Annotated in this window: 18 protein-coding genes; 2 read left to right on the forward strand and 16 right to left on the reverse strand. The window is 54.9% G+C overall.

Going from position 1 to position 23856, the window contains the following annotated elements; genetic code table 11:
* The first annotated feature begins 91 nt into the window (after positions 1–91).
* Together ACR64Q_RS21210 and nudE are read left to right on the forward strand one after the other, a co-directional pair.
* A complete protein-coding gene (locus tag ACR64Q_RS21210) occupies positions 92–1603 on the forward strand; it encodes a methyl-accepting chemotaxis protein (protein WP_313733059.1) in 1512 nt (503 codons plus the stop codon).
* Between the two features lie 71 nt (positions 1604–1674).
* Positions 1675–2226 carry an ADP compounds hydrolase NudE gene (nudE, locus tag ACR64Q_RS21215; protein ID WP_313733060.1) on the forward strand — a complete coding sequence of 184 codons (552 nt, stop codon included), beginning with the start codon at positions 1675–1677 and terminating at the stop codon, positions 2224–2226.
* Between the two features lie 53 nt (positions 2227–2279).
* Here the strand turns inward: nudE and ACR64Q_RS21220 are convergent, their stop codons facing one another.
* The 16 genes from ACR64Q_RS21220 to ACR64Q_RS21295 form a co-directional block, all read right to left on the reverse strand.
* A complete protein-coding gene (locus tag ACR64Q_RS21220) occupies positions 2280–3968 on the reverse strand; it encodes a BatD family protein (protein WP_313733061.1) in 1689 nt (562 codons plus the stop codon).
* A gap of 12 nt (positions 3969–3980) precedes the next feature.
* The gene (locus ACR64Q_RS21225; protein WP_313733062.1) at positions 3981–7106 is read right to left on the reverse strand and encodes an efflux RND transporter permease subunit; all 3126 of its coding nucleotides are present in this window, start codon (positions 7104–7106) and stop codon (positions 3981–3983) included.
* Positions 7107–7109: 3 nt separating this feature from the next.
* A complete protein-coding gene (locus tag ACR64Q_RS21230; RefSeq protein WP_051427008.1) occupies positions 7110–8246 on the reverse strand; it encodes an efflux RND transporter periplasmic adaptor subunit in 1137 nt (378 codons plus the stop codon).
* Between the two features lie 135 nt (positions 8247–8381).
* On the reverse strand, positions 8382–9680 hold the full coding sequence (locus ACR64Q_RS21235; protein WP_313733063.1) for a hemolysin family protein: 1299 nt from the start codon (positions 9678–9680) through the stop codon (positions 8382–8384).
* Positions 9681–9783: 103 nt separating this feature from the next.
* Positions 9784–11535 (reverse strand): vWA domain-containing protein, encoded by a 1752-nt coding sequence (locus ACR64Q_RS21240; protein WP_313733064.1) that lies wholly within the window; start codon positions 11533–11535, stop codon positions 9784–9786.
* Positions 11532–12518 (reverse strand): vWA domain-containing protein, encoded by a 987-nt coding sequence (locus ACR64Q_RS21245; protein ID WP_313733065.1) that lies wholly within the window; start codon positions 12516–12518, stop codon positions 11532–11534. The genes ACR64Q_RS21240 and ACR64Q_RS21245 overlap by 4 nt, the downstream gene beginning before the upstream one ends.
* On the reverse strand, positions 12515–12982 hold the full coding sequence (locus ACR64Q_RS21250; protein WP_313733066.1) for a DUF4381 domain-containing protein: 468 nt from the start codon (positions 12980–12982) through the stop codon (positions 12515–12517). The genes ACR64Q_RS21245 and ACR64Q_RS21250 overlap by 4 nt, the downstream gene beginning before the upstream one ends.
* 9 nt (positions 12983–12991) lie before the next feature.
* Complete coding sequence (locus ACR64Q_RS21255; RefSeq protein ID WP_026602798.1) at positions 12992–17149, reverse strand: EAL domain-containing protein; 4158 nt, start codon at positions 17147–17149, stop codon at positions 12992–12994.
* A gap of 18 nt (positions 17150–17167) precedes the next feature.
* Positions 17168–18085 carry a DUF58 domain-containing protein gene (locus ACR64Q_RS21260; protein ID WP_313733067.1) on the reverse strand — a complete coding sequence of 306 codons (918 nt, stop codon included), beginning with the start codon at positions 18083–18085 and terminating at the stop codon, positions 17168–17170.
* Positions 18086–19072: an AAA family ATPase gene (locus tag ACR64Q_RS21265; protein ID WP_026602800.1), complete on the reverse strand. Its 987-nt coding sequence runs from the start codon at positions 19070–19072 to the stop codon at positions 18086–18088.
* 66 nt (positions 19073–19138) lie between these two features.
* On the reverse strand, positions 19139–19843 hold the full coding sequence (locus tag ACR64Q_RS21270) for an LOG family protein (RefSeq protein ID WP_020483980.1): 705 nt from the start codon (positions 19841–19843) through the stop codon (positions 19139–19141).
* Between the two features lie 55 nt (positions 19844–19898).
* On the reverse strand, positions 19899–21188 hold the full coding sequence (locus tag ACR64Q_RS21275) for a dihydroorotase (protein ID WP_313733068.1): 1290 nt from the start codon (positions 21186–21188) through the stop codon (positions 19899–19901).
* Positions 21189–21258: 70 nt separating this feature from the next.
* Positions 21259–22224: an aspartate carbamoyltransferase catalytic subunit gene (locus ACR64Q_RS21280; protein WP_313733069.1), complete on the reverse strand. Its 966-nt coding sequence runs from the start codon at positions 22222–22224 to the stop codon at positions 21259–21261.
* The gene (gene pyrR / locus ACR64Q_RS21285) at positions 22221–22742 is read right to left on the reverse strand and encodes a bifunctional pyr operon transcriptional regulator/uracil phosphoribosyltransferase PyrR (RefSeq protein WP_313733070.1); all 522 of its coding nucleotides are present in this window, start codon (positions 22740–22742) and stop codon (positions 22221–22223) included. The genes ACR64Q_RS21280 and pyrR overlap by 4 nt, the downstream gene beginning before the upstream one ends.
* A 100-nt stretch (positions 22743–22842) precedes the next feature.
* Positions 22843–23289 (reverse strand): Holliday junction resolvase RuvX, encoded by a 447-nt coding sequence (gene ruvX, locus ACR64Q_RS21290; protein WP_205452235.1) that lies wholly within the window; start codon positions 23287–23289, stop codon positions 22843–22845.
* A complete protein-coding gene (locus ACR64Q_RS21295) occupies positions 23282–23848 on the reverse strand; it encodes a YqgE/AlgH family protein (RefSeq protein WP_026602805.1) in 567 nt (188 codons plus the stop codon). The genes ruvX and ACR64Q_RS21295 overlap by 8 nt, the downstream gene beginning before the upstream one ends.
* Positions 23849–23856: the final 8 nt, after the last annotated feature.

Consider the following 23856-nt stretch of genomic DNA (forward strand, 5'->3'; position numbering starts at 1 on the left):
AGTTCAGCTAGGCTTGATGTCTATAAGAAAAAGGATTAAAAGCTTGCATATCTGTGTTGTCCGGCATCAGCCGTCGAAAGGAGTTAAATTCATGAGTACCATGAGAGTGCGGACCCGTTTAGGCCTGGGATTCAGCGGTGTCCTACTGTTATTGGCCATTATTGCCGGCATCAGCATCAACGGCATGAACGACCTGCTGTCCAACATCGACAATATGGTCAACGATAAATTTCCGAAAACGGTCTGGGCCAATAATGTCATCAGCAACATTAATGTTATCGCCCGCTCGATGCGTAATACCCTGATTATCAAAGATCGAGCCGCCATTGATAAGGAATTGGCCCGTATTCAAGACGCGCGCCGCACCATCAAGGAAAACCTGGATAAACTCGACGAGAGTATTAGCAGCGTGGAAGGTAAAGCCGTACTCAAAAAAGTGCTGGATGCCCGTACACCATACGTGACCGCCCAGGATCAGTTCATCAAATTGGCCGGAGAGGGTAAGCAAGCGGAAGCAACGGATTTCCTGCTGACTCAAGTCAGGAAGTTACAAACCGAGTATATAGATTCAGTAGCCGCGCTAATCGAGTTTCAAACCAAACTAATGAAACAATCCGGAGTAGAAGCCAAGGAAACGGTTAATCAAAGCGTTAACTTGATTACCACATTGGCGCTAATTTCCGTGGTGATTGGCGGCGTTGCCGGCTATCTGATTACTAAAAGCTTAATGACGCAGCTTGGCGGAGAACCCAGCTATGCTGCCGAAGCGGTCAATACCATGGCCGCCGGCGACCTTTCCGTGGCGATAGAACTGCGGGAAGGCGACCACAGCAGTTTGCTGTACGATTTAAAAGGCATGCGCGACCAGCTCAGTAACGTCGTACAGCAAGTTCTCGGTAACGCCGACGTATTAAGCTCCGCGTCCAAGGAAGTTAGCGCTACCGCGCAATCGATCAGCCAGGCCACCACCGAGCAGGCGGCCAGTGTCGAAGAAACCACCAGCTCCATCGAACAACTCAGCGCTTCAGTGCAACAAAATACCGAAAACGCTCACGTTACCGAACAGATGGCCGGCAAATCCGCCAGCGAGGCCAAACAAGGCGGGGAAGCGGTGATCGAAACGGTCAATGCCATGAAACACATTGCGAAAAAAATCGGGCTAATCGAAGATATTGCCTACAAAACCAATTTATTATCCTTAAACGCGGCAATCGAAGCCGCTTCCGCCGGCGAACACGGTAAAGGCTTTGCCGTGGTAGCGGCGGAAGTCCGTAAACTGGCGGAAAGCAGCCGCACCACGGCGGCGGAAATCAACGAACTAGCTTCCAACAGCGTCTCGATTGCCGAAAAAGCCGGCGTACTCATCGGCCATGTTCTACCGGACATCGTTAAAACGGCGGACCTGGTGCAAGAGATCAATGCAGCGTCTGCCGAACAAGCCAGCGGCATCAAACAAATCAGCGAGGCCATGCGTCAACTGGACAGAGTAACCCAACAAAACGCGGCCGCCTCGGAAGAAATGGCGGCAACCGCCGAGGAATTGAACGGGCAAGCCGAACAACTGCAAAGCGTGGTTGGTTTTTTCAAGTTAGCCAACAGTTAGAAGTGCTTTTGCGCGGATCTTGGCGTCAAAAGCAAACCCACTTTAGCAACCAAGTTGTAGAACCTGAGCCGATGCCCAACAGACCGAAAATTCTGAAACAAACCGTCATCGCCCAAACCCGGCAATTCTGCATCGAAGCCCTGGACCTGGAGTTTAGTAACGGCGAGCGCCGCCAATACGAGCGCCTGGCCCGCAGCGCCTCGCATGGCGCGGTGCTGATTGTGCCGATGCTTGATCCGGACACAGTCCTGCTCGTTCGGGAATATGCCGCCGGTATTCATCGCTACGAACTAGGCTTGCCCAAAGGTAAACTCGATGCCGGCGAAGACATGCTGGACGCCGCCAATCGCGAGTTGAAAGAAGAAATCGGTTACGGCGCTGCCAAGTTACAGCATTTGCACCGCGTATCGCTGGCGCCGGCCTATTTGGAACACACGATAGATATTATTCTCGCCGAAGAACTGTATCCGGAAAAACTGGTCGGCGACGAGCCGGAAGAGCTGCAAGTGGTGCCTTGGCCGTTGAATAGTATCGATACCTTGTTAGCGAGCGGCGAATGCAGTGAAGCCCGTTCGATTGCCGCGTTGTATATGGCTTTGGCGCATCTGAACGGGCGCGGCTGAGCTGTCGTACAGCTGCGGATAGACAAGACCTTGCACCTCTACAGCTTCGAACCTTAGATCTTGAACAAGGGCTCCAAACCGTCGTTGCTTTTCCCCTCGCCGCTGGTCGCTGCGGGTTTGGTAGAAAATGCCTGCCAAAGATTCCGGCCTTGCCAATCCTGATTCCGTCCGGAATATAACAAGCGATTCAGTGCCAAAATCTCTTCACGGAGTGCCCCGGTACAATGCGCCGTAATCGCCCCCAAACTCTCCGCGCCGAACTCGGCCTTACCCCATTGCAGCAAGGCCTGTTTGGCGGCCTGCGGGTTATTTTCCCAACAAGCGCGTTTCAGGGTCTTTTCCAGCGCGGTTTCCGGCACAAGCTCAACGCGTTTGGCCGTTGAACCTTTGGTGGATGGGCGACGATACAACACGACGATAGTCAGTAACCAGCCTAGTGCCAAAGTCGCCGATACGGATTGCCAAATACGGGTATCGCTGCTGCTGGTAACAGTAATCGGCGACGTGGTCACTGGGCTGGTTGCCGGCTCTTGCGGCGCAGTCGATGTAGCGGGCGGAGCCGGCACATGGGCATCCGTTGCACCGGCCAAGGCCGTGAGCTTGACGCTGGGCAGGTGTGCCGTTTCCATTTTCTGGGTTTTGGTGTTGAACCAAACGATGTCCAGCGCCGGCAAACTGTATTCGCCGGGCTTGGAAGGGATGAAGGCAATTTTTTCCTCGCGCAGTGCGGTCAAGCCGTCGCTTTCCTTATCTTCCTTCAGCACTGGTTGGTCCGGATAGGTTTTGATACCGTCGATAGCGGTCTTATCGAGCAGCTCCGGTAACTGGCCCACCGTGGCACCTTTCGCGCTGAGCGTCAGAGTGCGGGTCAAGGGTTCGCCGACTTTGGTTTGCAGGCTGGAGTCGGACCAGGTTTCGCTAAGTTTTAATGACTCGGCGCTCAACCAGTTTGGACCTTTAAAGCTGGCCGGCACCGCTTGTACGTTTAAAGTGATGGCTTTGGAAGCCACCCGCCGAGTTTCCGTATCCGGCCGATTGAAGAAGCCGTTAAAACGTGGTTGGCGTTGATTGCTCAGGTATTCGGCATTCAGGATCAGCGGCGCAATAGTAAATACGCCGCTCTGTTGCGGAAAAATGGCATATTTGCGTTCGGTCACCCAATAATCCACGCCCTTGATCTGGGTGGCGTAGGTACTGTCCTCGCCCAGTTTTTCGACCAGCGCATCCTTGATCTCCGGCTCGCTAAGACTGGCCTGGGTAATCTGTACTTTGCGGAACAACTTCAGCGTGTACAACACCTGCGACTGCACGTAAGGTTGCTCAGGCGAGGCTGTCACGTCCAGAAATATTTCGTCGTTGCCTTGCGGAGCGGCGGTATTTTCGTTGACGACCAGTTTCAAAGGCTTGCTGCTGTCGGCGCCGAAGGCAATCGGCGGAATGAATAACTCGCCGGCTTGTTTGGCCATCGCCCGCAAAATCCACTGTTCGCTGCGACTGCTCTTGCCATTCACCCAAGACGAATTACTGCTGCGTTGCTGACTGAGAATTTCGAAATTTTCCTGCAAGGGCGCGAAATCGGGGTTGCCATCCGGATCTTCGCTGGCCGTGAAGGTAATCTGAAACGATTCGTTAAGGCCAACCGGATTACGATCAACCGCCACTTGAATCTCCGCCGCCTGTATCGCGGTGCTCAACAGCATTAACAGGCCATACAGCAGCCACGAGTAACTATGTCTATGCATACAATTGATCAATTACTTCATCGAAAAAGGTTTATGTATATCGCGGCGATCATCGAACCATCCGTATAACACCGGCAATACCACCAGCGTCAGCAGCGTGGAACTAATCAAGCCGCCTATCACCACGATAGCCAAGGGCTTTTGCACTTCGGAACCGGGGCCGATAGCAAACAAAAACGGCACCAGACCCAGCAAGGCCACCGTGGCGGTCATCATCACTGGGCGAAAACGCTGTTCGCAACCGCGGCGGATCGCATAATCCAGACTCAGGCCGCTTTCCCGCTGCGAACGGATATACGATACCAATACCACGCCGTTCAGCACCGCTATGCCCCACAAGGCGATGAAGCCGACCGAAGCCGGTACCGACAGGTACTCGCCGCTGAGAAACAGCGTGATGATGCCGCCAATGGACGCAAACGGCAGCACCAGAATAATCAATGCGGCAAAGCGCAGCGATTTAAACAGCATAAACAACAAAAAGAAAATCGCCGCGATGGTGACCGGGATGATCATCTGCAAATGTCCCAAAGCTCGTTCCATATTCTGGAACTGGCCGCCCCATTGCAGATAATAGCCTTCCGGCAATTGCACCTTGTCGGCCACGGCTTTTTGCAGTTCGGCCACGAAACCGCCCAAATCCCGGTCGCGAACATTAATACCTACCACGATGCGGCGTTTACCCATTTCCCGGCTGATCAAGGCAGGGCCGTCGTTTAAGGTGATGTTGCTGACATCGCCCAGCGGCACGCGCGCGCCGTTCGCGGAGGTCAGCATCAACGCATCGATAGCGCCGATATTATTCCGAAATTGCTCCGGCAGGCGCACCGCCGCCGAAAAGCGCCGTTCGCCTTGATAAATCTCGGTTGCCACTTTGCCGGCTATCGCGGTTTCTATGACATCGTGAATGTCCGCTGCATTCAAACCGTGGCGGGCGATGGCTTGCCTATCGACGGTGATATTTAAATATTGCTGACCGGTCAGGCGCTCAACCCGAATATCGCGAGCACCGTTCACGCTGTTGGCTACGCCGGCAATAGCGTCCGCCAGGCGTTTCAGTTCAGCCAGATCGTCGCCGAAGACTTTCACCGCTACATCGGAGCGCACGCCGGTGACCATTTCGTCCACCCGGTCGGAAATCGGCTGCGCCATCACCACCTGCATGCCGGGCAGATTTTCGGTGAGTTTCGCGCTCATCGCATCGGCGATATCGTCCTGAGTCCAGCCTTTCGGCCATTCTTCGCGGGGCTTCAATGTAACGATGGGCGTCGATTCGTTTTGTGCTTGCGGATCGGCCGGACTTTCGCCGCGACCCACGCCGCTGACCACGGTTTTCACGCCGGGAATTTCCATCACCATCTTCATCGCCTGCATTTCCACATTGATGCTTTCCTCAAGCGAAATATTCGGCATCCGGTTAATGCCCGGCACGATGGAGCCTTCCTTCATCTCCGGAATGAACGATGTGCCCAGCAAGGGCAGTAAGGCCAACGTGGCGGCAAACACGCCGACCGCACCGCCCACCACCTTCAACCGATTGGCCATCGCCCAATCCAGCATCCGTAGATAAATCCGTTTAATGAAGGCGATCAGCTTAGTGTCGTGCTCGCCGTCGTGCCCCTCCAGTAAAAAAGCGCATAGTACCGGCGACAAGGTCAGCGACACGATCAGCGAAATCAGCAACGCTATCGCGATGGTATACGCTAGCGGGGCGAACATCTTGCCTTCCATGCCTTGCAGCGTCATCAGCGGTAAAAATACCAATATGATGATACCCACGCCGAACAGCACCGGCGTCGCCACTTCCTGGGCGGCGGTCATTACTACTTTCACCCGGCTGGTGGCGCGGCCCTTGCGTTCGCCGAGCAGTCGAAACGCGTTTTCCACCACCACCACCGAGCCGTCCACCATTAAACCAATCGCAATCGCCAAGCCGCCCAGCGACATCAAATTGGCGGAAAGACCGAGCTGATTCATCGCGATAAAGGTGACCAAGGGTGTCACGATCAAGGTGCTGACCACGATCAAGCTGGAACGCACATCGCCCAGAAACAGAAACAAAACGATCACCACCAATACGATGCCTTCCAGCAAAACCTTGGTCACGGTATGCAAGGCCGCATCGACCAGATCGCTACGGTCGTAATAGGAGATAATTTTCAGGCCATGCGGGAGCATGCCTTTCGCGTTGATTTCCGCCACTCGCGCCTTGATACGGCTCACCACTTCCTTGGCATTACCGCCGCGCAGCATCATGACCACGCCACCGACGGCTTCGGTATAACCGTCCTTCAGGACCGCGCCAACCCGCACTTCATGGCCGATTTTGATTTCGGCAACATCGTGCATATGCACCGGCACGGCGTTTTCTTCCTTCAAGACGATATTGCCGATGTCTTTGACCTCGTTAATCAAGCCGACGCCGCGAATCAGGTATTGCTCGGCATAATGCGGCAACACGCCGCCGCCGCTGTTGGCGTTATTTCTGGCCAAGGCTTCGAATACTTCATTCAAGGAAATTCGATAGTGGTGCAGGCGATTGGGATTGACCAACACCTGGTATTGCTTGACATAGCCGCCCTGGGAATTGATTTCCGCGACGCCGGGAATCCCACGCAACAGCGGCCGCACCACCCAGTCCTGCGCTTCGCGGCGCTGTTGCAATTCCTCCTGGGTCAAGGCCCGCTGGCCGTCGTCGTCGCGTTCCAAGGTGTATTGATAGACCTCGCCCAAACCGGTGGACACCGGCCCCAGCACCGGATTGATACCTTCCGGCATTTGCTGTTTTACCTCGATCAGCCGTTCCATCACCAATTGCCGGGCGAAATACACTTCGGTGCTATCGGTGAAAATCAAGGTAATCAACGACAAGCCGTTTTTGTTCATGGAGCGCATTTCTTCCAGTCCGGGCAGGCCGGCCATCGCTATTTCCAGGGGCACGGTGACCAGACGTTCAACTTCGTCCGGCGAGCGGCCGGTGGCTTCGGTGGCGATTTGGACCTGGATATTGGTGACATCCGGGAACGCATCCACCGACAACTGCTGCACGGCACGCATCCCGAACAGCGTGACCGCCACCGCCAGCACCGCCACCAGAACGCGCTGATGCAGAGCGGCTGCAATAAGGCTATTAATCATGCTTTACTCCAAGGTGCTGCGCAGGCGTTCGTTATTTAAATGAAACGCACCGCCCACGACAATTTTTTCACCCGCTTTCAAGCCTTCCAGCAAGGGTCGTTTCTGGGCTTCTTCGCGACCCAGCCGCACCGGGCGTAATTCAAAACGTGCTGAGCCGGTGTCGACAAACACAAAATCCTTATCATTTTCCCTAACCACTGCCTGACTGGGGACGATTAAAGTTTGCGAACCGGGCTTGCTGATTTTCAAGGTGGCCAGCATCTGCGGCTTGAACAATCGCTGCGGATTGGCCAAGGCCATCCGCACCGTCACCGTGCGGGTGTCGGAATCGACCATATCGGCGACATAAATCAGCTTGCCGCTAACTTCCTGCCCCGGCAGCGCCGGCACCTCGGCGAAGGCTTGATCGCCTTGCCGCGCCCAATGCGCTTGTTGCTCGGGAATTTCCGCGACCAGCCACAGCTGCGACAAGTCCGCAACGGTGTACAAGGCGTCTGCCGGCTGTACCACTTGGCCGATGGCGACGTTACGTTCGATCACCACCCCATCGATGCTGGCTGTGACCGGAGAGTAAGAATGAATGCTGCGTTGTTTGTCCAGGCGTTTTAAATCGGCTTCGCTCATGCCCATCACCCGCAACTGATCGCTGGCAGCGCGTAAATCCACATCCGCTTCGGTCAACACGCTCTGCCGCTCCTGAAACTCGGCCTCCGCGATCACACCGCTTTCCAGCAAGCGCTCGGCGCGCTTGACGGTAATCCGGCGTAAATTGACTTGAGACGCGGCTTTCAAATAGTCGGACTGCGCTTTGCCCAACTCGGTACTGTTCAGTAGCGCCAGACGTTCGCCCTTTTTTACGGCTTGACCGAGCATGGCATCGATTTCGGTAATCCGCCCGGTAACCGAGGCGCCGATGCGCGCGACCCTATGTTGATCCAATTCCACCCTGGCCGAAAGATTCAGTGATTCACCGACTTCGCCGGGTTTAACCTCGGCGATGCTCAGCAGCTTTAACAAGGCGGGCGAGGCTTCCAGGACCGGTTTCAAATCGGCGCCAAAGGCGGGTAAGGCAAAACTCAGCAAAAACAGTGCTGCCGTAAGCGACGAGGAGTGAAGTGGAGTCTGGAGCGTGGGTGTCATGGTCTTTCCTTTAAACAAAATAATTTTTTCAAGCAATTAACTAATAACGGACTATGCCGGATGCAAGCCACGTTAGCGGATAGCTTGGTTGGCGCCTATTGCGCTTTTGGCCGACAAACGCAATTTAACGAAGCGCTAAATTGCGGCCTCGGGCGGCATTTGGCTAACCAACACCTTGTCAATGCGAGTGCCGTCGATATCGACGATCTCGAAACGCCATTGCCGGAATTCGAAGTTGTCCGTTACTTGGGGAATTTTTTCCAGGTAAAACAGAATGAAGCCGCCCACAGTGTGATAGGCATTGTCGGCCTCGCCGGGTAAATTGCCGTCCATACCGATCACCGTTTTCAAACGCTGAATCGATAAGCCGCCATCCACCAACCACGAACCATCGCTACGTTGCACCACATCGATGTCCAGATTGGTGCGACTGGGCAGGTGGCCGACTATGGCTTTCAGCACATCGCTGAGCGTCACCAAGCCCTCAATGTCGCCATATTCGTCTACGACCAGCGCCAGATCGGCTCGCTTTTCCTGGAAAAATTCCAGTAATTGCCTTAGCGTCATGGCTTCCGGCACATATAACGGCGCATGCAGGATAGGTGCAATATCCAAGGCTACTCCGGCCATTGCCGGTTTCAGCAGATCGCTTCTTTGCAAGATTCCGACCACATTTTCCAGACCGTCTCGGCAGATTACCGCCCGGGCGTAGGGGCAGTCGGCGATTTCGGCGCGCACTGTCGCTTCCGGATCGCTTAAATCGATAGCGTATATCTGCTGCCGGGGCGTCATGGCCGCGCCGAGCATTTGTTCATCCAGTTGCAAGACGTTGCCGACCAAATGGCTTTCGCTGGCGTGAAACACCCCGGATTCCGCACCGATTTCCATCAGTAGTTTGATTTCTTCGTTGGTGACACTGGTCTGCGGCGGCCGATGTGCGCCGAATAGCCGTAGTATCAACGTACTAGACGACGACAGCAGCCAAACGACCGGACTGGCAACCTGCGACAGCGTATACATAGGCCGGGCGATAAACACCGCAATCCGCTCCGGATGCAGCAAAGCCAGCCGCTTGGGTACCAGTTCGCCGATGACTACCGAACAATAAGTAATCAGAAAGACTGTGGCGATTAGCGCAATACTCTGGGCATAGGGCGTCAGCAGGGGGATGTTCAGCAGTTGCCGATACAAAGGCTCGGTCAAAGCCTCCTCACCCAACGCGCCACTGAGAATACCGACAGACGTGATGCCGACCTGCACCGTGGATAAAAACCGCGACGGATCTTTATGTAGCCTCAGTGCGGTACGCGCACCGGCGCGTTTTTCGCCGGCCAGTTTCTGTAAGCGCGCCAGCCCGGACGAGACCAGCGACATTTCCGACATCGCAAACACGCCGTTGATCAGGATCAAAATCAGTATTAAGCCTATATCCATCGTTTCATAGCACCACGAGTTGTTAGAGTGTCGGGCTTACGGTGCCTGGTTTTAATCAAGACCAAAGCCACCTTGAATTTTCAGTCTGTATTCATACCGGGATTTACCATGCAGGACCGGACTGGTTAGCTCGATTGCGCTGACCGTATTGATATTTGAATTTACGCTTCAACAAGCCGGTCGGCTCGTCCGGTATGCGCTTCAATAATTGCTCGTTGGCACGTTCTGTTTCATTTTTTTCCGTGGCTTGCGCGGCTTTTTCCTGGTCTGTCGGCTCTTGCTTGGGCGGTTGCGGCTGAGCTTGCTGTTTGGCCTCCGCTTCGGACTGTTGGTCTTCTTTCGCCTTATTTTGTTCCGCGTCCTGCTTGGCGTCGGCTTTTTGCTGGTCTTGGGGCTTTTGCTCCTGCTGCGAGTCTTTATCGGCTTGATCAGACTTGCCGTCCTGCTGTTGCTGTTTTTGCTCGTCTTGCTGATTTTTGTCCTGTGGCTTTTGTTCCTGTTCTTTCAACTTCTTCTCGACCAGTTCCTTATTGTATTTCGCGTCCTGATGCTTAGGATCAAGTTGCAGCGCCTGTTGATAGGCTTGCACGGCTTCCTGCAACTGGCCGGCCTGAGCCAAGGCATTGCCGCGATTGTAATGGCCGTCCGCACTTTGAGTGTTTTTCAAGGTCTCGGCGGCTTCTTGATATTGACCGGCCTTATATTGCGCGGCAGCGCGCCAGTCTGGATTATCGAATTGCTCGGCGGCTTGCTGATATTGCTGTTGCTCGAAAGCCTGTTTGGCGCGTTGATCGGGCGTTTGCCACAGGCTCTGCCAGTCCAGGGCGTAGCTATTTTTCGGCAACGGCAATAAACACAGCAAGGTCAATAACAAACCTTTTCTAAATTGCAAAGCTGCCCAAGGCAATACCAGCAATAACAGCCAAGGGCCTTTTTCATCCCATTGTTGCAACAACAGATTGCTATCCAAATTTTCGTTACCGGTGTCGGCAGTATTGAACAAACGCCCCAAATTCTCGACATCCGCATCGTTTGCCGTGACAGGCTGATAAATACCGCGACCATGCTGGGCTAACGTGCTCAGCGCTGCCTCGTCCAACTTCGCGACCACGATAGCGCCATTACTGTCCTTTAAAAACCCGGCCCCCTGTAACTGGATAGGCGCCCCTTCCGGCGTGCCCATCGCCAGTACCGAGAGCCGATAATCGCCCAGCCAGTGTTCGGCCTGCTCGGCCACATCGGCATCGGCGCCGTCGGTGACCAGCAGGATATGTCCCTTGACCAGGCCGGCCTGGCGCAGCAAAGCCACCGCCGCATTCAATGCCAGACTGGTGTTGCTGCCCGGACTGGGCATGATGTCGGTGGTCAGCGCGGTTAGCTGGCTATCGATGGTAGCGGTATCGTTGGTCAACGGTGTGACGGTAAAGGCATCGCCGCCGTAGACCAGCAGCGCGGTTTGACCGTCCTTGCGTTGCTTCAGTAAATCGGCGATTTTGTAACGGGCCTTGCCGATACGGCTGGGTTTGATGTCGGCGGCATCCATGGATTTGGACAAATCCAGCGCAATCACCAGCGCAGCGTCGTTTCTAAAAGCCGGGCCCGGCAAACGCTGCCAGGTCGGACCGGCCAATGCAACGATGGTCAACAACGCGGCAAAACCGGCGCCGAACAAATTGCCGCGCGACTGTTGCAGCGGTTTGTCTTGCAAAATAAAGGGCAGCAACTCGGCATCGCAGACTTCGCTCCAGTTACCGCGCCCATGCCGATGCCGCACCAACAAGATCAAAAACAGCGCGGCCGGCAATACAGCCAGCAACCACCAGGGCCGCAGGAAATGAAAATCAGCAAAATTCATGACCACCTCAATCGGGCCAAGGTTAACCAGCCCGTCAATAACAAGGCCAGGCCCAGCGGCCAATAAAACAATTCGCTGCGCGGCCGGAAGTATTGTTTGTCTTTTTCAACCGGTTCCAGTTGATCCAGCATGCGGTAGATTTTTTCCAGCTCTTCGGTGTTTCGAGCCCGGAAATAATGGCCACCCGTGGCGTCGGCAATCGCGGTCAGAGTCTTTTCGTCCAGATCGGCGGAGGGGTTGACGCGGCGGGTGCCGAACAGGCTGCGCACCAACACTTCGTCGGCGCCTATGCCTATCGTGTAGATTTTCAGTTTGTGTTCTGCAGCCAGTTCAGCAGCTTTCAAAGGCGTCAACTCCCCGGCGGTATTGGCGCCGTCGGTCAACAAAATCAACACCCGGCTGGCATCTTGCTGCTGTTGCAGACGTTTGATTGCCAAACCGATAGCGTCGCCTATCGAGGTTTTCGGGTCGTCCTCGGTAATGCCTATAAAAGCCTCGTGCAACAAGGTTTGCACGGTCTTGCGATCGAAAGTCAACGGCACGTGTAAATAAGCTTGCGTACCGAACAGGATCAAGCCCAGCCGGTCGCCGACCCGACGTTGAATAAAATCGCCGGCCACCTGTTTGATGGCGGTTAAGCGATCCACGCGCTGCTTGCCAAGGATGAAATCTTCCTCCTGCATACTGCCGGATACGTCTACCGCCAGCATCAAATCGCGGCCGCTGACCGCTTGCTCGATGGGTTCGCCCAGCCATTGCGGGCGAGCGGCCGCCACCAGCAAACACAGCCAAGCCAGAGTCGCCAACCACAGCGGCCAGCGCTTCTCGCTACTAACCACCCGACTGGCGCTGGGGCCGAAATCGTCCAAAAAAGGCACTTTTAATGCCGCTTGTTGGGCGACGGCACGCGCCGGTAACAGCCAACGCAATAACAACGGTAGCGGCAACAACCATAACAACCAAGGCCAGTGCAATTCGATCATCTCTTTTTCGCCTGCTGCTTCAACCAGCGTTCGCACAACTCGAATAACGCCTCCAGTTCTGCGTCGGACGGTGGTGTTTGCCGGTAATGGCCGTCGGCCAGACAACGGCCGGGACCTTGACTAAACGGTGCATCCGGTAGGGATTGATCCAGATACGCCAACCAGGTCTCGCCACGCAAGCTGGCCGCATCGCTGCGCGGCGCGGTACTGATGGCTACGCGCCGCAACAAGGCGGACAAGGCCGCCAGGGTCTGTCTGGCATCGGCCCCACTATCCCGGCGAATGGCGGACAACAACTTGGCGGCAGTTTTGGCCGCAGTCTGGCGGCGGATGCGTTTATAAAAATAGCGGCACAAAAAAATCAGTAACGGCAGCAATACCACTAACAACCACCAGCCCGGCGCCGGTGGCCAAAATGTCACCGAATCGGGCAAATGAATATCTTTTAAAGGCAATGGTTCCATGTTGAATGTCTACATCTCGTCCAAATTGGGGAGTGGGGTATACAAAACCAGCAGGTCGTCGATTTGCAGCTGAATAGCCCGCAGATCGTTAAATCCTGCTCGCGCGGCATCGCGCTGGCCAGCTTCGTAGCGCTTTAGCAGACTCTCGGCCAGCACATGTAGTTGCCGTTGTAATTGTTCGATACTTTCCAGCCAATCATGGGCATACTGTTTGTCGTGTTGTACTTGCTTCAACCAACGGCCCAGATGGGTACGGCGCTGGTCCATGATGGGCCAGCTTTTCACGACACCTTGCGGCTCCGCGAATAGACAGGCTTGTACCCGTTGCAACCACTGCCGGGTGTCGAACCGGCGAATCGCAATGTCGATCTGTTCTGCCGACAGCTCGGCCTCCGCATAAATTTGCCAGTCGCCGAAAGGCCGGTAAGCAATCACCCAGTCCGCAATCGCCGCAGCAGGCATCGGACGGGCAATCGCGTAACCTTGCAGCAGATGGCAACCCAGCAGCAACAGCACGATGCCTTGTTCCTGGCTTTCCACGCCTTCCGCGACGACTTCCCGGTTAAAAGCCTGGCTGAGTGCGATCACGCTTTCGATGATGGCGTAGTCGTCGGGATCGTCGAGCATATCGCGGACAAAGGTCTGATCGATCTTGACGGTATCTACCGATAAATGCCGCAAATGCGTCAACGAGGAGTAGCCGGTACCGAAGTCGTCCAGGGCCACGCTGATCCCCAGTTGTTCCCGGCAGCTTTTGATAATCCGGTTCACCGCCGACAAATCATCCAATGCGGTGCTTTCCAGAATTTCCAATTGCAGATAACGGGCATCCAGTTCCGGATGAAGGCGCAACGTTTCTTCTATATAAGCGCCGATGCCGGACCACAGCAGATGATAGGAGGAGATATTGACGCTGACCTCCAACAATAGCCCCCGCGCGTGCCAACCGGCCAACTGCTCGCAGGCTTGCGCAATGACCCAATTGCCGATGCGGATTTCCAGATCGGTGGAGGCAATCACCGGCAGAAACTCCAACGGCGGCACCATGCCGCGCTGCGGATGCTGCCAACGGATCAAGGCTTCCACGCCTTTAACCTGGCCGGTTTTTATGTCGACCTTGGGTTGGTAATACATGCACAATTCGTTATTTAAAAACGCCGCTTCGATGTCGCGCAACTGTTGGTGGCGATGCATGACTTGTTGGTCGTGGCTGGCATCGAACAACTGGCAACGGTTTTTACCGGCCAATTTGGCCTGGTACATGGCATAGTCGGCATGCCGCAATAAGGCGTCGGCGTCGGCATCATCCAGCGGATACACGGTAAAACCGCTACTGGCGCCGACCGAAATAGGCTGATCGTCGATGACATACGGCAGGGCGATCGCCCGATGAATCCGCATGATGGTTTGTTCGCATTGCTCGATCGAGTCTACATTGCCCAACAACAGCGCAAATTCGTCACCACCGTGCCGGGATACGCTGTCTTCCTCGCGAATCGCGTTTTTGATTCGTTCGGCCACTTCAACCAACACCCGATCACCGATGTCGTGGCCGAATTGGTCGTTGACCGGCTTGAAGCCGTCCAGGTCCAGAAAGCAAATCGCCAGCAAGGTGTTTTCCCGCTTGCTGTGGGCGATGGCCTGATTCAAGCGATCAGCGAATAAAATCCGATTCGGCAGGCGGGTGAGCGGATCGTAATGAGCAAACAATTCCAGCAGCTGTTGCTGCTGCTTGGCCTGCGTGACATCGGAAAATAGCCCGATATAGTGAGTGACCTTGCCGTCGGCATCGCACAAGGCGGAAACCGTCAGCCATTGCGCATACAACTCGCCGTTTTTTTTGCGGTTCCACAATTCGCCTTGCCAATGTTGCGCTTCACGCAAGGCTTGCCACATATCCCGGTAAAAATCCGCACCGTATTTGCCGGACTGCAAGATACTGGGGTTTCGGCCTATCACTTCGGCCCGGCTATAGCCGGTAATTTCGGAAAAAGTCGGATTCACATCGACGATGATTCCGGTGGGATCGGTAATTAAAATGCCTTCGTGCGCCTCGCTGAATACCCGCGCGGCCAGTTTCAGATGTTCTTCGGCCTGCTTGCGTTCGGTAATGTCGCGGGTCAAACCCAACAGGGCCGCGATATTACCTTCAGCATCGCGCATTGGCACCGCGTGGGTGTCTAACCAGCGTTGCCGGCCTTTCAGGCCGACGATTTCAAATTCCAGTGTGCCTGATGCGCCGGCAAACACCCGTCGAGTCAATTTTTCAAAAGCAGTCCGGTATCGGGGCAACACCAAGTCTCCCAGGCGTCCTTGTTGGGCTTGTTCCAGCGTGTCGGCCTCTATCATGTCCAGACCGGCGCGGTTCATTTGCAATAAGCTGCCGTCCCGTCCCAGCAGTTTCACGCACTCCGGTTCGGAATCGACGATAGTGCGCAGCTTTAATTCCGATTCCTTGGCGATATTGGCAGCGGTTTCCAACTCCGCAACCGCATCGGCCAATGCCTGGGTGCGTTCTTCCACCAACGCTTGCACGGAGGCGGTTCTGCCGCTGATGATCAGCAATAAAATACTCAGCAAGCTGGTAAAACAGAGCCCGCCGATCAGCGTAATCAAAGGTAGCGTTGAACCTTGTTCGTTGACAAAATCGCTATCCGGAGTGACGGTAATTTGCCAATTACGATCCACAAACGCAAAGCTACGCTGCCATTTTTTCAAGTCGTAGTTTAACGACACCTGCTTGCGTACCGGTTTTACATACAAAGCAGTTTCTCCGGCGGGCGCGCTGAGATCATCAATGCTGATGCCCAGCGTATCGGTGTTAAGCCCCCTGGTAACTATTTCCACCATTTTGGTCGGCAGAACGATTGCAGTGACATAGCCGGCAATATCCAAGGCGTCGCCGTCAGCGTTACGCCGGCGAACCGGAATGGACACCAAAATGCCGGGATCCGTATCGTCACGCTGTATCAGCGTCAGTTTTTGCGAGGCGGTAGGTTTACCGCTGGCGCGGGCCAGATTTTTTGCTTGGCGGCTAAGTGGATTTGTCATGGAATCGAAGCCGAAGGCTTTTTCGTTGCCGGCCATCGGCTCCACAAACATGATTGGAAAATACTCCGGTCTGGCGCTGGCTTTCACCAATTGACCGGTACTGTCTCGTTCGATAACCCGAAAATCAGGAAATCCTTCGGCGCGGACTGCTTGTTCGAAGGCAGGCAAATCGGCTTGGGCGATCAGAGGTAGCCATTCCAGGGCCTGAATTTCCGGATGGCGTTGCAGGATACCCTGGGAAAATACGCTGAATTCGGCTCTATTCACTTGCCCGGATGCCAAAAATACATCTCTTAGCGCCAGCGTACTGTCGATTACATCAATGGCATATTCCACCAGCAGCCGGTCTATCTCGCCGGCCCGACTATCGAAAGCTTGTTGAATGCGCGTGCGTTCCGCTTGAAAGGCTTGCAAAAATACCAGTACCAATGCCAGCAGTGTGCCCAATAAAGGCAGCGCTACACTCAAGCGCCGCGCTTGCCAAAGCGCACGGGGGCGTCCGAAATAACAAAACAATAGCGGCGTCACAATCATCACGCCCAAACTGTCGCCAACCCACCAGTTTCGCCAGGACGACCAGAGTTGCGCATGGCTCATCAAGTCCAATGAATAAAGTACGGATCCGCCGACGCTGGGTGCTATCAGACAGGCTACCGGTCCGGCCAGGACAAAAAACTTGAGGATGGCGGCAGGACTATCCAATTTTGGCAAACCCGGCTCTACGTAGGCTTTGGATAAGGCCAGGGCCACCAGCGCTTGCAAGGCGCTGCCGCCACCAATTGCAAAGGAAGACATCGCGGTTTGAGCGGTGAGTTGACCGGAAAACTCAATAGTCACCAGGAAATTGCTTAGCGCTGCGCCCAGCCAGATTCCGGGCCAAAGCTTGCGGCCGCCGATAAACAGCGCGGCCAGTGCGATCCCGGCCGGCGGCCATAGCGGACTGGCATAGCCGGGCGGAATGATCATTTTGACGCCCAGCCAGCCGCCGACAAACATCAACAAACTCAGTATGCCGATATGTACCAGCCGTATTAAAGGCCCAATAGGCGCGGTATTTCGGCGGTCTGGCTTTTGCGACGATACATCGGCTGAGTTGAACAACTTGGAAATTTGCATGGCCTGATTGAGAACTTTTTAGGCCGCCGGATGCGCGCGGGTGCCGTTCAATGCGTCCAAAGGCGCTTGCTGGGTCGTGCAGGGTATCAAGGTCAGACGCAGTTTATTGGCCAGCTTTTGCAGATACTCCTGCCGATCCTGAAAACGTTGCCGATAGGCTTGTAGACGCTGTTTGTCACCGCTATCGAACAGCACTTCGCGCCAGCCGTCGGTAAAGCGGTAGCGGCCTTGGGTCGGCAAACTGCTCTCCAGCGGATCGGCGATGTGCACTAACACTACTTCGCAATGTCGGGCCAGATTAGCCAAATGATTTTCGGCCGCGCCATTCATCCCGCGAAAATCGCTGAGGATATAGACCCGACTGCCAGGTCGGGCATGATGCAGCAATCTGGCTAAAGGTTGCGCCAGATTGACCACGGCTGCGCCGTTATAGTCCGGATTGACCAGAGTATTCAAAAATCTTAACAGCGCCGGTTTGCCGGTTTGCGGTTTCAATTCCTGGCAACCGTCATCGCTGAAAATCTGTCCGCCAATCCGGTCGCCTTGCTTCAATGCCGCCCAAGCCAGCAAACCGGCCAAGCGGGCTGCCTGCACGGACTTGAACACGCCGCGCGTGGCAAATGCCATGGTTGCGCGGTAATCCACCGCGATGAACATTGGGCGCTCGCGTTCTTCCTTGAAAATTTTGCTGTGGGGCTTATCGGTGCGGGCCGTCACGCGCCAGTCGATACGCCGCACATCATCGCCCGGTTGATAGAGCCGCGTTTCGTCGAAAGCCATGCCGCGCCCTTTCAGATGCGACAGATAATTACCGCTTTGCGCGGCGCGGATATTGGCGTGTCCTAGGCTGAGCATGCCGGCCGGTTTGGCCAGATCCACCAAGGCTTTGAGAGTGACCGTAACCCGGGGGTTGTCGGTCGCTGGCGATTTAGTCATTTAGGGTACGGCAATTCTGGCTATCAGTTCTTTGATCACATAATCGCTGCTAATGCCTTCCGCTTCCGCTTCGTAAGACAAAATTAGGCGATGGCGCAACACGTCGTAAGCCATATCTTGAATGTCGCCCGGATCGACAAAATCGCGCTGTTGCAACCAGGCTTTGGCGCGAGCGCAGCGGTCCAGGGCGATGCTGGCGCGCGGGCTGGCGCCGTACTGAATCCAGCCAGCCAAATCCTGGCCATAAACCCCGGGATTACGGGTCGCCAGCACGATTTGCAGCAGATACTGCTCCAAACTGTCGGCCAGATATAACTCCAGCACTTCGCCGCGCGCCGCGAATAAAGCTTGCTGGCTGACTTTTGGTTGTGCGCCGCCCTGGTTTTGCAAGGCGCCCTTGGCTTCGGCGCGAGCCAGATGCAAGATGGCTTGCTCGTGTTCGGCATTGGGATAATCGATTTTCACATGCAGCAAAAATCTATCCAGTTGCGCTTCCGGCAGGGGGTAAGTGCCTTCCTGCTCAATAGGATTTTGCGTGGCCATAACCATGAACAAGGGCGGCAATGGATACGTGGCTTTGCCGACCGTAATCTGCCGTTCCGCCATCGCTTCCAGCAAGGCGGCCTGCACCTTGGCCGGCGCACGGTTGATCTCATCAGCCAGAATCAGATTATGAAATAGCGGGCCTTTCTGAAATTCGAAACTGCCTTGCTGCGGCCGGTATATTTCGGTGCCGGTCAAATCGGCCGGCAACAGGTCAGGGGTAAACTGCACCCGATGGAAATCGGCTTCTATCCCTTGGCTAAGTACATTGATCGCGCGGGTTTTCGCCAAACCCGGCGCACCTTCCACCAACAAATGACCATCGGCCAGCAGGGCAATGAGCATTCTTTCGACCAGTACTTCCTGGCCGATGATCTGAGTATTGATGTGGGTTTTGAGATTTTGTAAGGCGGCTTGGCTGGGGCTAAGACTTGTCGCAGTCATGTGTATGAAAAATCCTTATGTTTAACAAAAATGTGACCGAGTTGAGTCCTGAAAGTTGCGCTGCGCTTAATTTTTGCGCTGCAAATCTTTCCACTCGCGATGCGCAACCATGATATCGACCACTTTTTGCGGATCGTCGGTGACGGTGATCAGCGCCAAATCTTCCTCGGAAATGGTGCCGTATTCCATCATCTTGGCTTTCATCCAATCCATCAGGCCGCTCCAAAAATCGGTGCCGAACAATACCAACGGAATCGGATAGATCTTGTGGGTTTGCATCAAGGTCAACGCTTCGAAGAACTCGTCCAGCGTGCCAAAGCCGCCCGGCATGCAGACGTAACCAATCGAATATCGCACGAACATCACTTTACGCACGAAAAAATAGCGAAAATTAAGCGAAATATTTTGGTACGGGTTGGGCGTTTGCTCCATCGGTAATTCGATGTTCAAGCCTATGGACGGTTGATCGTGCAGGATGGCGCCTTTGTTGGCGGCCTCCATCACGCCAGGGCCACCGCCGCTGATGACGGCAAAGCCTTCCTTGCTGAGCATTTCCGCCAATTCCACGGTTTTTTGATAATAAAAATGCTCGGGTGGCAACCGGGCGGAACCGAAAATCGAAATCGCGTCGCACAAACCGGACAGTTCGTCGAAGCCTTCGGTAAATTCGCTGATGATGCGAAAAATGCGCCAGGATTGATCACCTTTCAGGTCGTCGATGATACTGGAGGACATCGAGCCGTCGGCGCGGCGGTTTTTGATACAACTCATGATTTATTCCTTACTGAGCACGCTGTGCTACTTACAATGGGACGAAATAATCTAGTCACGGCAACTCTGCCAAGCGATACACCGGCTTACCGGCCAGCAAGGTCTGGGTCACGCGTCCGCTCAAGGTCTGTTGCCAATACGGCGTATTGCAACCGGCGCTAAGCCAGTTGTTGTGGTTAACCTGCCAGCTGGCTTGCGGATCGAAAATACACACATCGGCCGCATAGCCCGGCGTTAATGCACCGGTTGCCAGACCCAAAATTTGTGCCGGCTTGCAGGTCAGGTTGGCGATGGCTTGCGACAAACCGATGCGATGTTGCTGGGTTAACGCCAGCGTCAACGGCAACAAGGTTTCCAGTGCGGCAGCGCCCGCTTCGGTTTCCGGGAATGCGCCGAGTTTGGCATCCAGATCGTGCGGTTGGTGATCGGAGCAAATCGCATCGATAGTGCCGTTGACCAGACCTTCGCGCAAATATTGACGGTCGATGGCGCTACGTAGCGGCGGTATCACGTGATAATTGCTGTCGAACGGAGTAATGTGGTCTTCGGTTAAATGCAACTGATGAATCGCCACATCGGCCGTGACGTTCAGACCGTATTTCTTGGCCTGCTGTAACTTGATCACCGAATGCTTGCAGCTAATCTGACTGATATGCACGCGGCAACCGGTCAATTCCGCCAACTCCAGGCATTGGGCCAAGGCAATGGATTCGGCGGCTTCCGGAATGCCGGGCAAACCGTAACGGCTGGCTACCGCGCCTTCGTGGGCACAGCCCTTGCCGGATAAGGCGGGTTCATTAGCGCGATAGATCAACAATAAGTCGTGAGTGGCGGCATATTCCATCGCCCGCCGCAATATCAACAGATTGCCGAGCGGTTCGCTGGCATTGCTGACGGCGATACAGCCGGCCTGCTTCAACGCAAACATCGCGCTCAGTTCACTGCCGGCCAAGCGCTGTGTCAATGCGCCTATGCTGTGGATTTGCGGGTAGTCGGCCTTTTCTGCCTTGTCCTTGATAAACTCGACTACCGCCGGACTATCGATGCAAGGCTTGGTATCGGGCGGCAGGCATAGCGAGGTAACGCCGGCGCTCAGAGCCGCACGGGTTTCGCTGAGGATACTGCCTTTTTGGGTATGACCGGGTTCGCGCAAGCGCACGCTCAGGTCGACGAAGCCGGGGCAAACGATCTGACCGCTGGCGTCGATTATTTGCTCGGGCGTGAAATCGGCGGCTTGCTCCAATACCGAGATGATCTTGCCGTCGGCGATGCAGACCGAGCCGATGGCGTCGATGTTATTGGCCGGATCGACGACATGGCCGTTTTTAATCAGTATTTTACTCATGCCACACCTCCGTGTGCGTCACCCTTACGGGCCGCCGTTGGCGGTGCAAAATTACTATCCTGTAATTTTGTCATGCCGCACCTCCCTGACTGTGCATCGCCATCGACATGATCGCCATGCGGACTGCCACGCCATTACTGACTTGCTGCAAGATTACTGATTGCGGGCCGTCGGCGACGCTGGAGGCAATTTCCACGCCCCGGTTAATGGGGCCGGGATGCATGACAATGGCATCGGCTTTGGCGCGTTTAAGCTTGGCTTCTGTCAAACCAAAGCAGCGGAAGAACTCACTTTCGCTGGGCAAAAACGCCGAATTCATTCGCTCTTTTTGCAAACGCAGCATGATGACCACGTCCACATCGTCCAGGCCCTCGTCCATGTCGTGCATGGGTATCACACCCATGGTTTTGACTTGTGCCGGTAGCAAAGTCTTCGGTGCAATCACTCGCACTTCGGCGACGCCCAGGGTGTTTAAAGCCAGAATCTGCGATCGCGCCACCCGCGAATGCAGGATGTCACCGACGATAGCCACTTTCAGGCCTTCGAATTGCTTTTTATGCTGCCGAATCGTAAACATATCCAGCATCGCCTGGGTCGGATGGGCATGTTGGCCGTCGCCGGCGTTAATCACACTGATATGCGGCGCCGTGTGTTGGGCGATGAAATGCGCGGCGCCACTGAGGGCATGGCGGACCACAAACATATCGACATGCATCGCTTCCAGGTTATGAATGGTATCCAGCAGGCTTTCGCCCTTGGAGGTGGCGGAGGTGGCGATATTCATGCTCAGCACGTCTGCCGACAGCCGGGTGGCGGCTAATTCGAAGGTGGTACGGGTGCGGGTACTGTTTTCAAAAAACAGGTTGACGATGGTCTTGCCACGCAGCAAGGGCACTTTTTTGACTTGATGTTCCGACATGCCGGCAAACGATTCAGCGGTATCCAGAATCTCGGTCAACAGCTGTTTATCCAGGCCTTCGATCGTCAGAAAATGCTTGAGCTTACCCTGTTCGGTAAGCTGAATATGTCGGGTCATGCCGCCACCACTTGTGGGGATTGAATCTCAATGCCCAATGGATCGGGGCCGGTCAGTTTGATACGTTGATCGCCGGCCAGGTCGATACGGATGCCATGACAATCCGGTTGTAGCGGAATCTGCCGGCCGTTGCGTTCGATCAACACCGCCAGCACCACCTGATTAGGGCGGCCGTAATCGAAGATTTCATTGAGTGCCGCCCGTATCGTGCGACCGGTGTAAAACACGTCGTCGATCAAGATGATGTCGCGGCCTTCCAGATGCGGTGGCAATTGACTGGTCTTGACCTTGGGATGCATGCCGATTTGCGAGAAATCGTCACGATAAAACGTGATGTCCAGCATGCCCAAGGGTTCGCTCATACCCAAGCGTTGATGCATATGGCGTGCAATCCAGGCTCCACCGCTATGGATGCCGATCAACAAAGGGTTATTTAGCTTACGCTCGCTAATTTGCCGGCGAATCGCGGCTTCCAGAGTGTCGAGCAGGATATCGATATTCAGAGTGGTGATGGGCATGGCGGTTACAGGGGGAATCTTGTTATTGTTATAAAATTCGGGAAAAAGCCAAAAGCGACAGGATAAAAGGCTGTTTGGCCGTAAAACCGTTTTCGTCTTTTTACTGATCAAACCAGCTTTGCAGAATTATCTGAGCGGCCAGTTGATCTTGCACGGACCACAGTTTAGCAGCGCTAACCTTTAGGTCGTCGAACAGCATTTGTTTGGCTGCGAACGTGGTTAGCGTTTCATCGATTTGATGCACCGGCAGATTGTAACGACCATTCAGCTGGCGGCAGAACTTTTGCATGCGCGGAGTAATAATATTATCCGAGCCGTCTTGTTGCCGGGAAATGCCGACCACCAGGCCTATGGGCCGCCATTCGGCGATCAACAGACCGATTTTATGCCAGTCCGGAACCTGGTTCAGCGACTGGATGGTTTGCAGCGGACTGGCAATGCCGGTATCGGCATGCCCCACTGCGATCCCAATTTTTTTGTTGCCGAAATCAAACCCTAAATACGCGTCACTGCTGAATTTTGCCGCCAGCGGATCGACCTTAACCATGACCTGCCGGCGTGGTCAGACGATTAATATCGATACCCAACTGTCCCGCCGCCGCATTCCAGCGCTGGCTGATCGGCGTTTCGTAGAGTATCTCTTCACCGCACGGCGTGTTCAGCCAGGCGTTTTCGACCATTTCTTTCTCTAGTTGGCCGCTACCCCAGCCGGCGTAACCTAACGCGATCAAATAATGGTTGGGACCTTTGCCTTCGGCGATAGCCTCGAGAATGTCGCGGGAACTGGTGAGGGTAATATTCTCGGCCGTGCTGATGCTGGAATCCCAGCGCTGGTCGCAGGCATCGTGAATCACGAAGCCGCGTTCCTGTTGTACCGGGCCGCCGGCGAATACCGGGGTTTCCAACACATTTTCCAGCTCGGTCTTAATCCCCATTTGCTCGAAAATATCGCGTAGTTTCATGCCGGTCGGCCGGTTGATGACGATGCCGAGCGCACCTTCTTCGTTGTGCTGGCACAGATAAGTCACCGTGTGGAAAAAATGCGGGTCGGCCAAGCCGGGCATCGCAATCAAAAACTGGTTATTTAAATAAGTAACGTCTGTCATTGGAGTGC

It is taken from the genome of Methylomonas sp. 2F7, from assembly GCF_057126975.1.

Coding starts and splice junctions, on each gene's coding strand:
- ACR64Q_RS21245 (WP_313733065.1), bottom strand. CDS start 12,518: ATGATCGAATTGCACTGGCCTTGGTTGTTATGGTTGTTGCCGCTACCG.
- ACR64Q_RS21230 (WP_051427008.1), bottom strand. CDS start 8,246: ATGACACCCACGCTCCAGACTCCACTTCACTCCTCGTCGCTTACGGCA.
- ACR64Q_RS21260 (WP_313733067.1), bottom strand. CDS start 18,085: ATGACTAAATCGCCAGCGACCGACAACCCCCGGGTTACGGTCACTCTC.
- ACR64Q_RS21270 (WP_020483980.1), bottom strand. CDS start 19,843: ATGAGTTGTATCAAAAACCGCCGCGCCGACGGCTCGATGTCCTCCAGT.
- pyrR (WP_313733070.1), bottom strand. CDS start 22,742: ATGCCCATCACCACTCTGAATATCGATATCCTGCTCGACACTCTGGAA.
- ACR64Q_RS21210 (WP_313733059.1), top strand. CDS start 92: ATGAGTACCATGAGAGTGCGGACCCGTTTAGGCCTGGGATTCAGCGGT.
- ACR64Q_RS21280 (WP_313733069.1), bottom strand. CDS start 22,224: ATGACCCGACATATTCAGCTTACCGAACAGGGTAAGCTCAAGCATTTT.
- ACR64Q_RS21275 (WP_313733068.1), bottom strand. CDS start 21,188: ATGAGTAAAATACTGATTAAAAACGGCCATGTCGTCGATCCGGCCAAT.
- ACR64Q_RS21220 (WP_313733061.1), bottom strand. CDS start 3,968: ATGCATAGACATAGTTACTCGTGGCTGCTGTATGGCCTGTTAATGCTG.
- ACR64Q_RS21235 (WP_313733063.1), bottom strand. CDS start 9,680: ATGGATATAGGCTTAATACTGATTTTGATCCTGATCAACGGCGTGTTT.
- ACR64Q_RS21240 (WP_313733064.1), bottom strand. CDS start 11,535: ATGAATTTTGCTGATTTTCATTTCCTGCGGCCCTGGTGGTTGCTGGCT.
- ACR64Q_RS21250 (WP_313733066.1), bottom strand. CDS start 12,982: ATGGAACCATTGCCTTTAAAAGATATTCATTTGCCCGATTCGGTGACA.
- ACR64Q_RS21295 (WP_026602805.1), bottom strand. CDS start 23,848: ATGACAGACGTTACTTATTTAAATAACCAGTTTTTGATTGCGATGCCC.
- ruvX (WP_205452235.1), bottom strand. CDS start 23,289: ATGGTTAAGGTCGATCCGCTGGCGGCAAAATTCAGCAGTGACGCGTAT.
- nudE (WP_313733060.1), top strand. CDS start 1,675: ATGCCCAACAGACCGAAAATTCTGAAACAAACCGTCATCGCCCAAACC.
- ACR64Q_RS21225 (WP_313733062.1), bottom strand. CDS start 7,106: ATGATTAATAGCCTTATTGCAGCCGCTCTGCATCAGCGCGTTCTGGTG.
- ACR64Q_RS21255 (WP_026602798.1), bottom strand. CDS start 17,149: ATGCAAATTTCCAAGTTGTTCAACTCAGCCGATGTATCGTCGCAAAAG.
- ACR64Q_RS21265 (WP_026602800.1), bottom strand. CDS start 19,072: ATGACTGCGACAAGTCTTAGCCCCAGCCAAGCCGCCTTACAAAATCTC.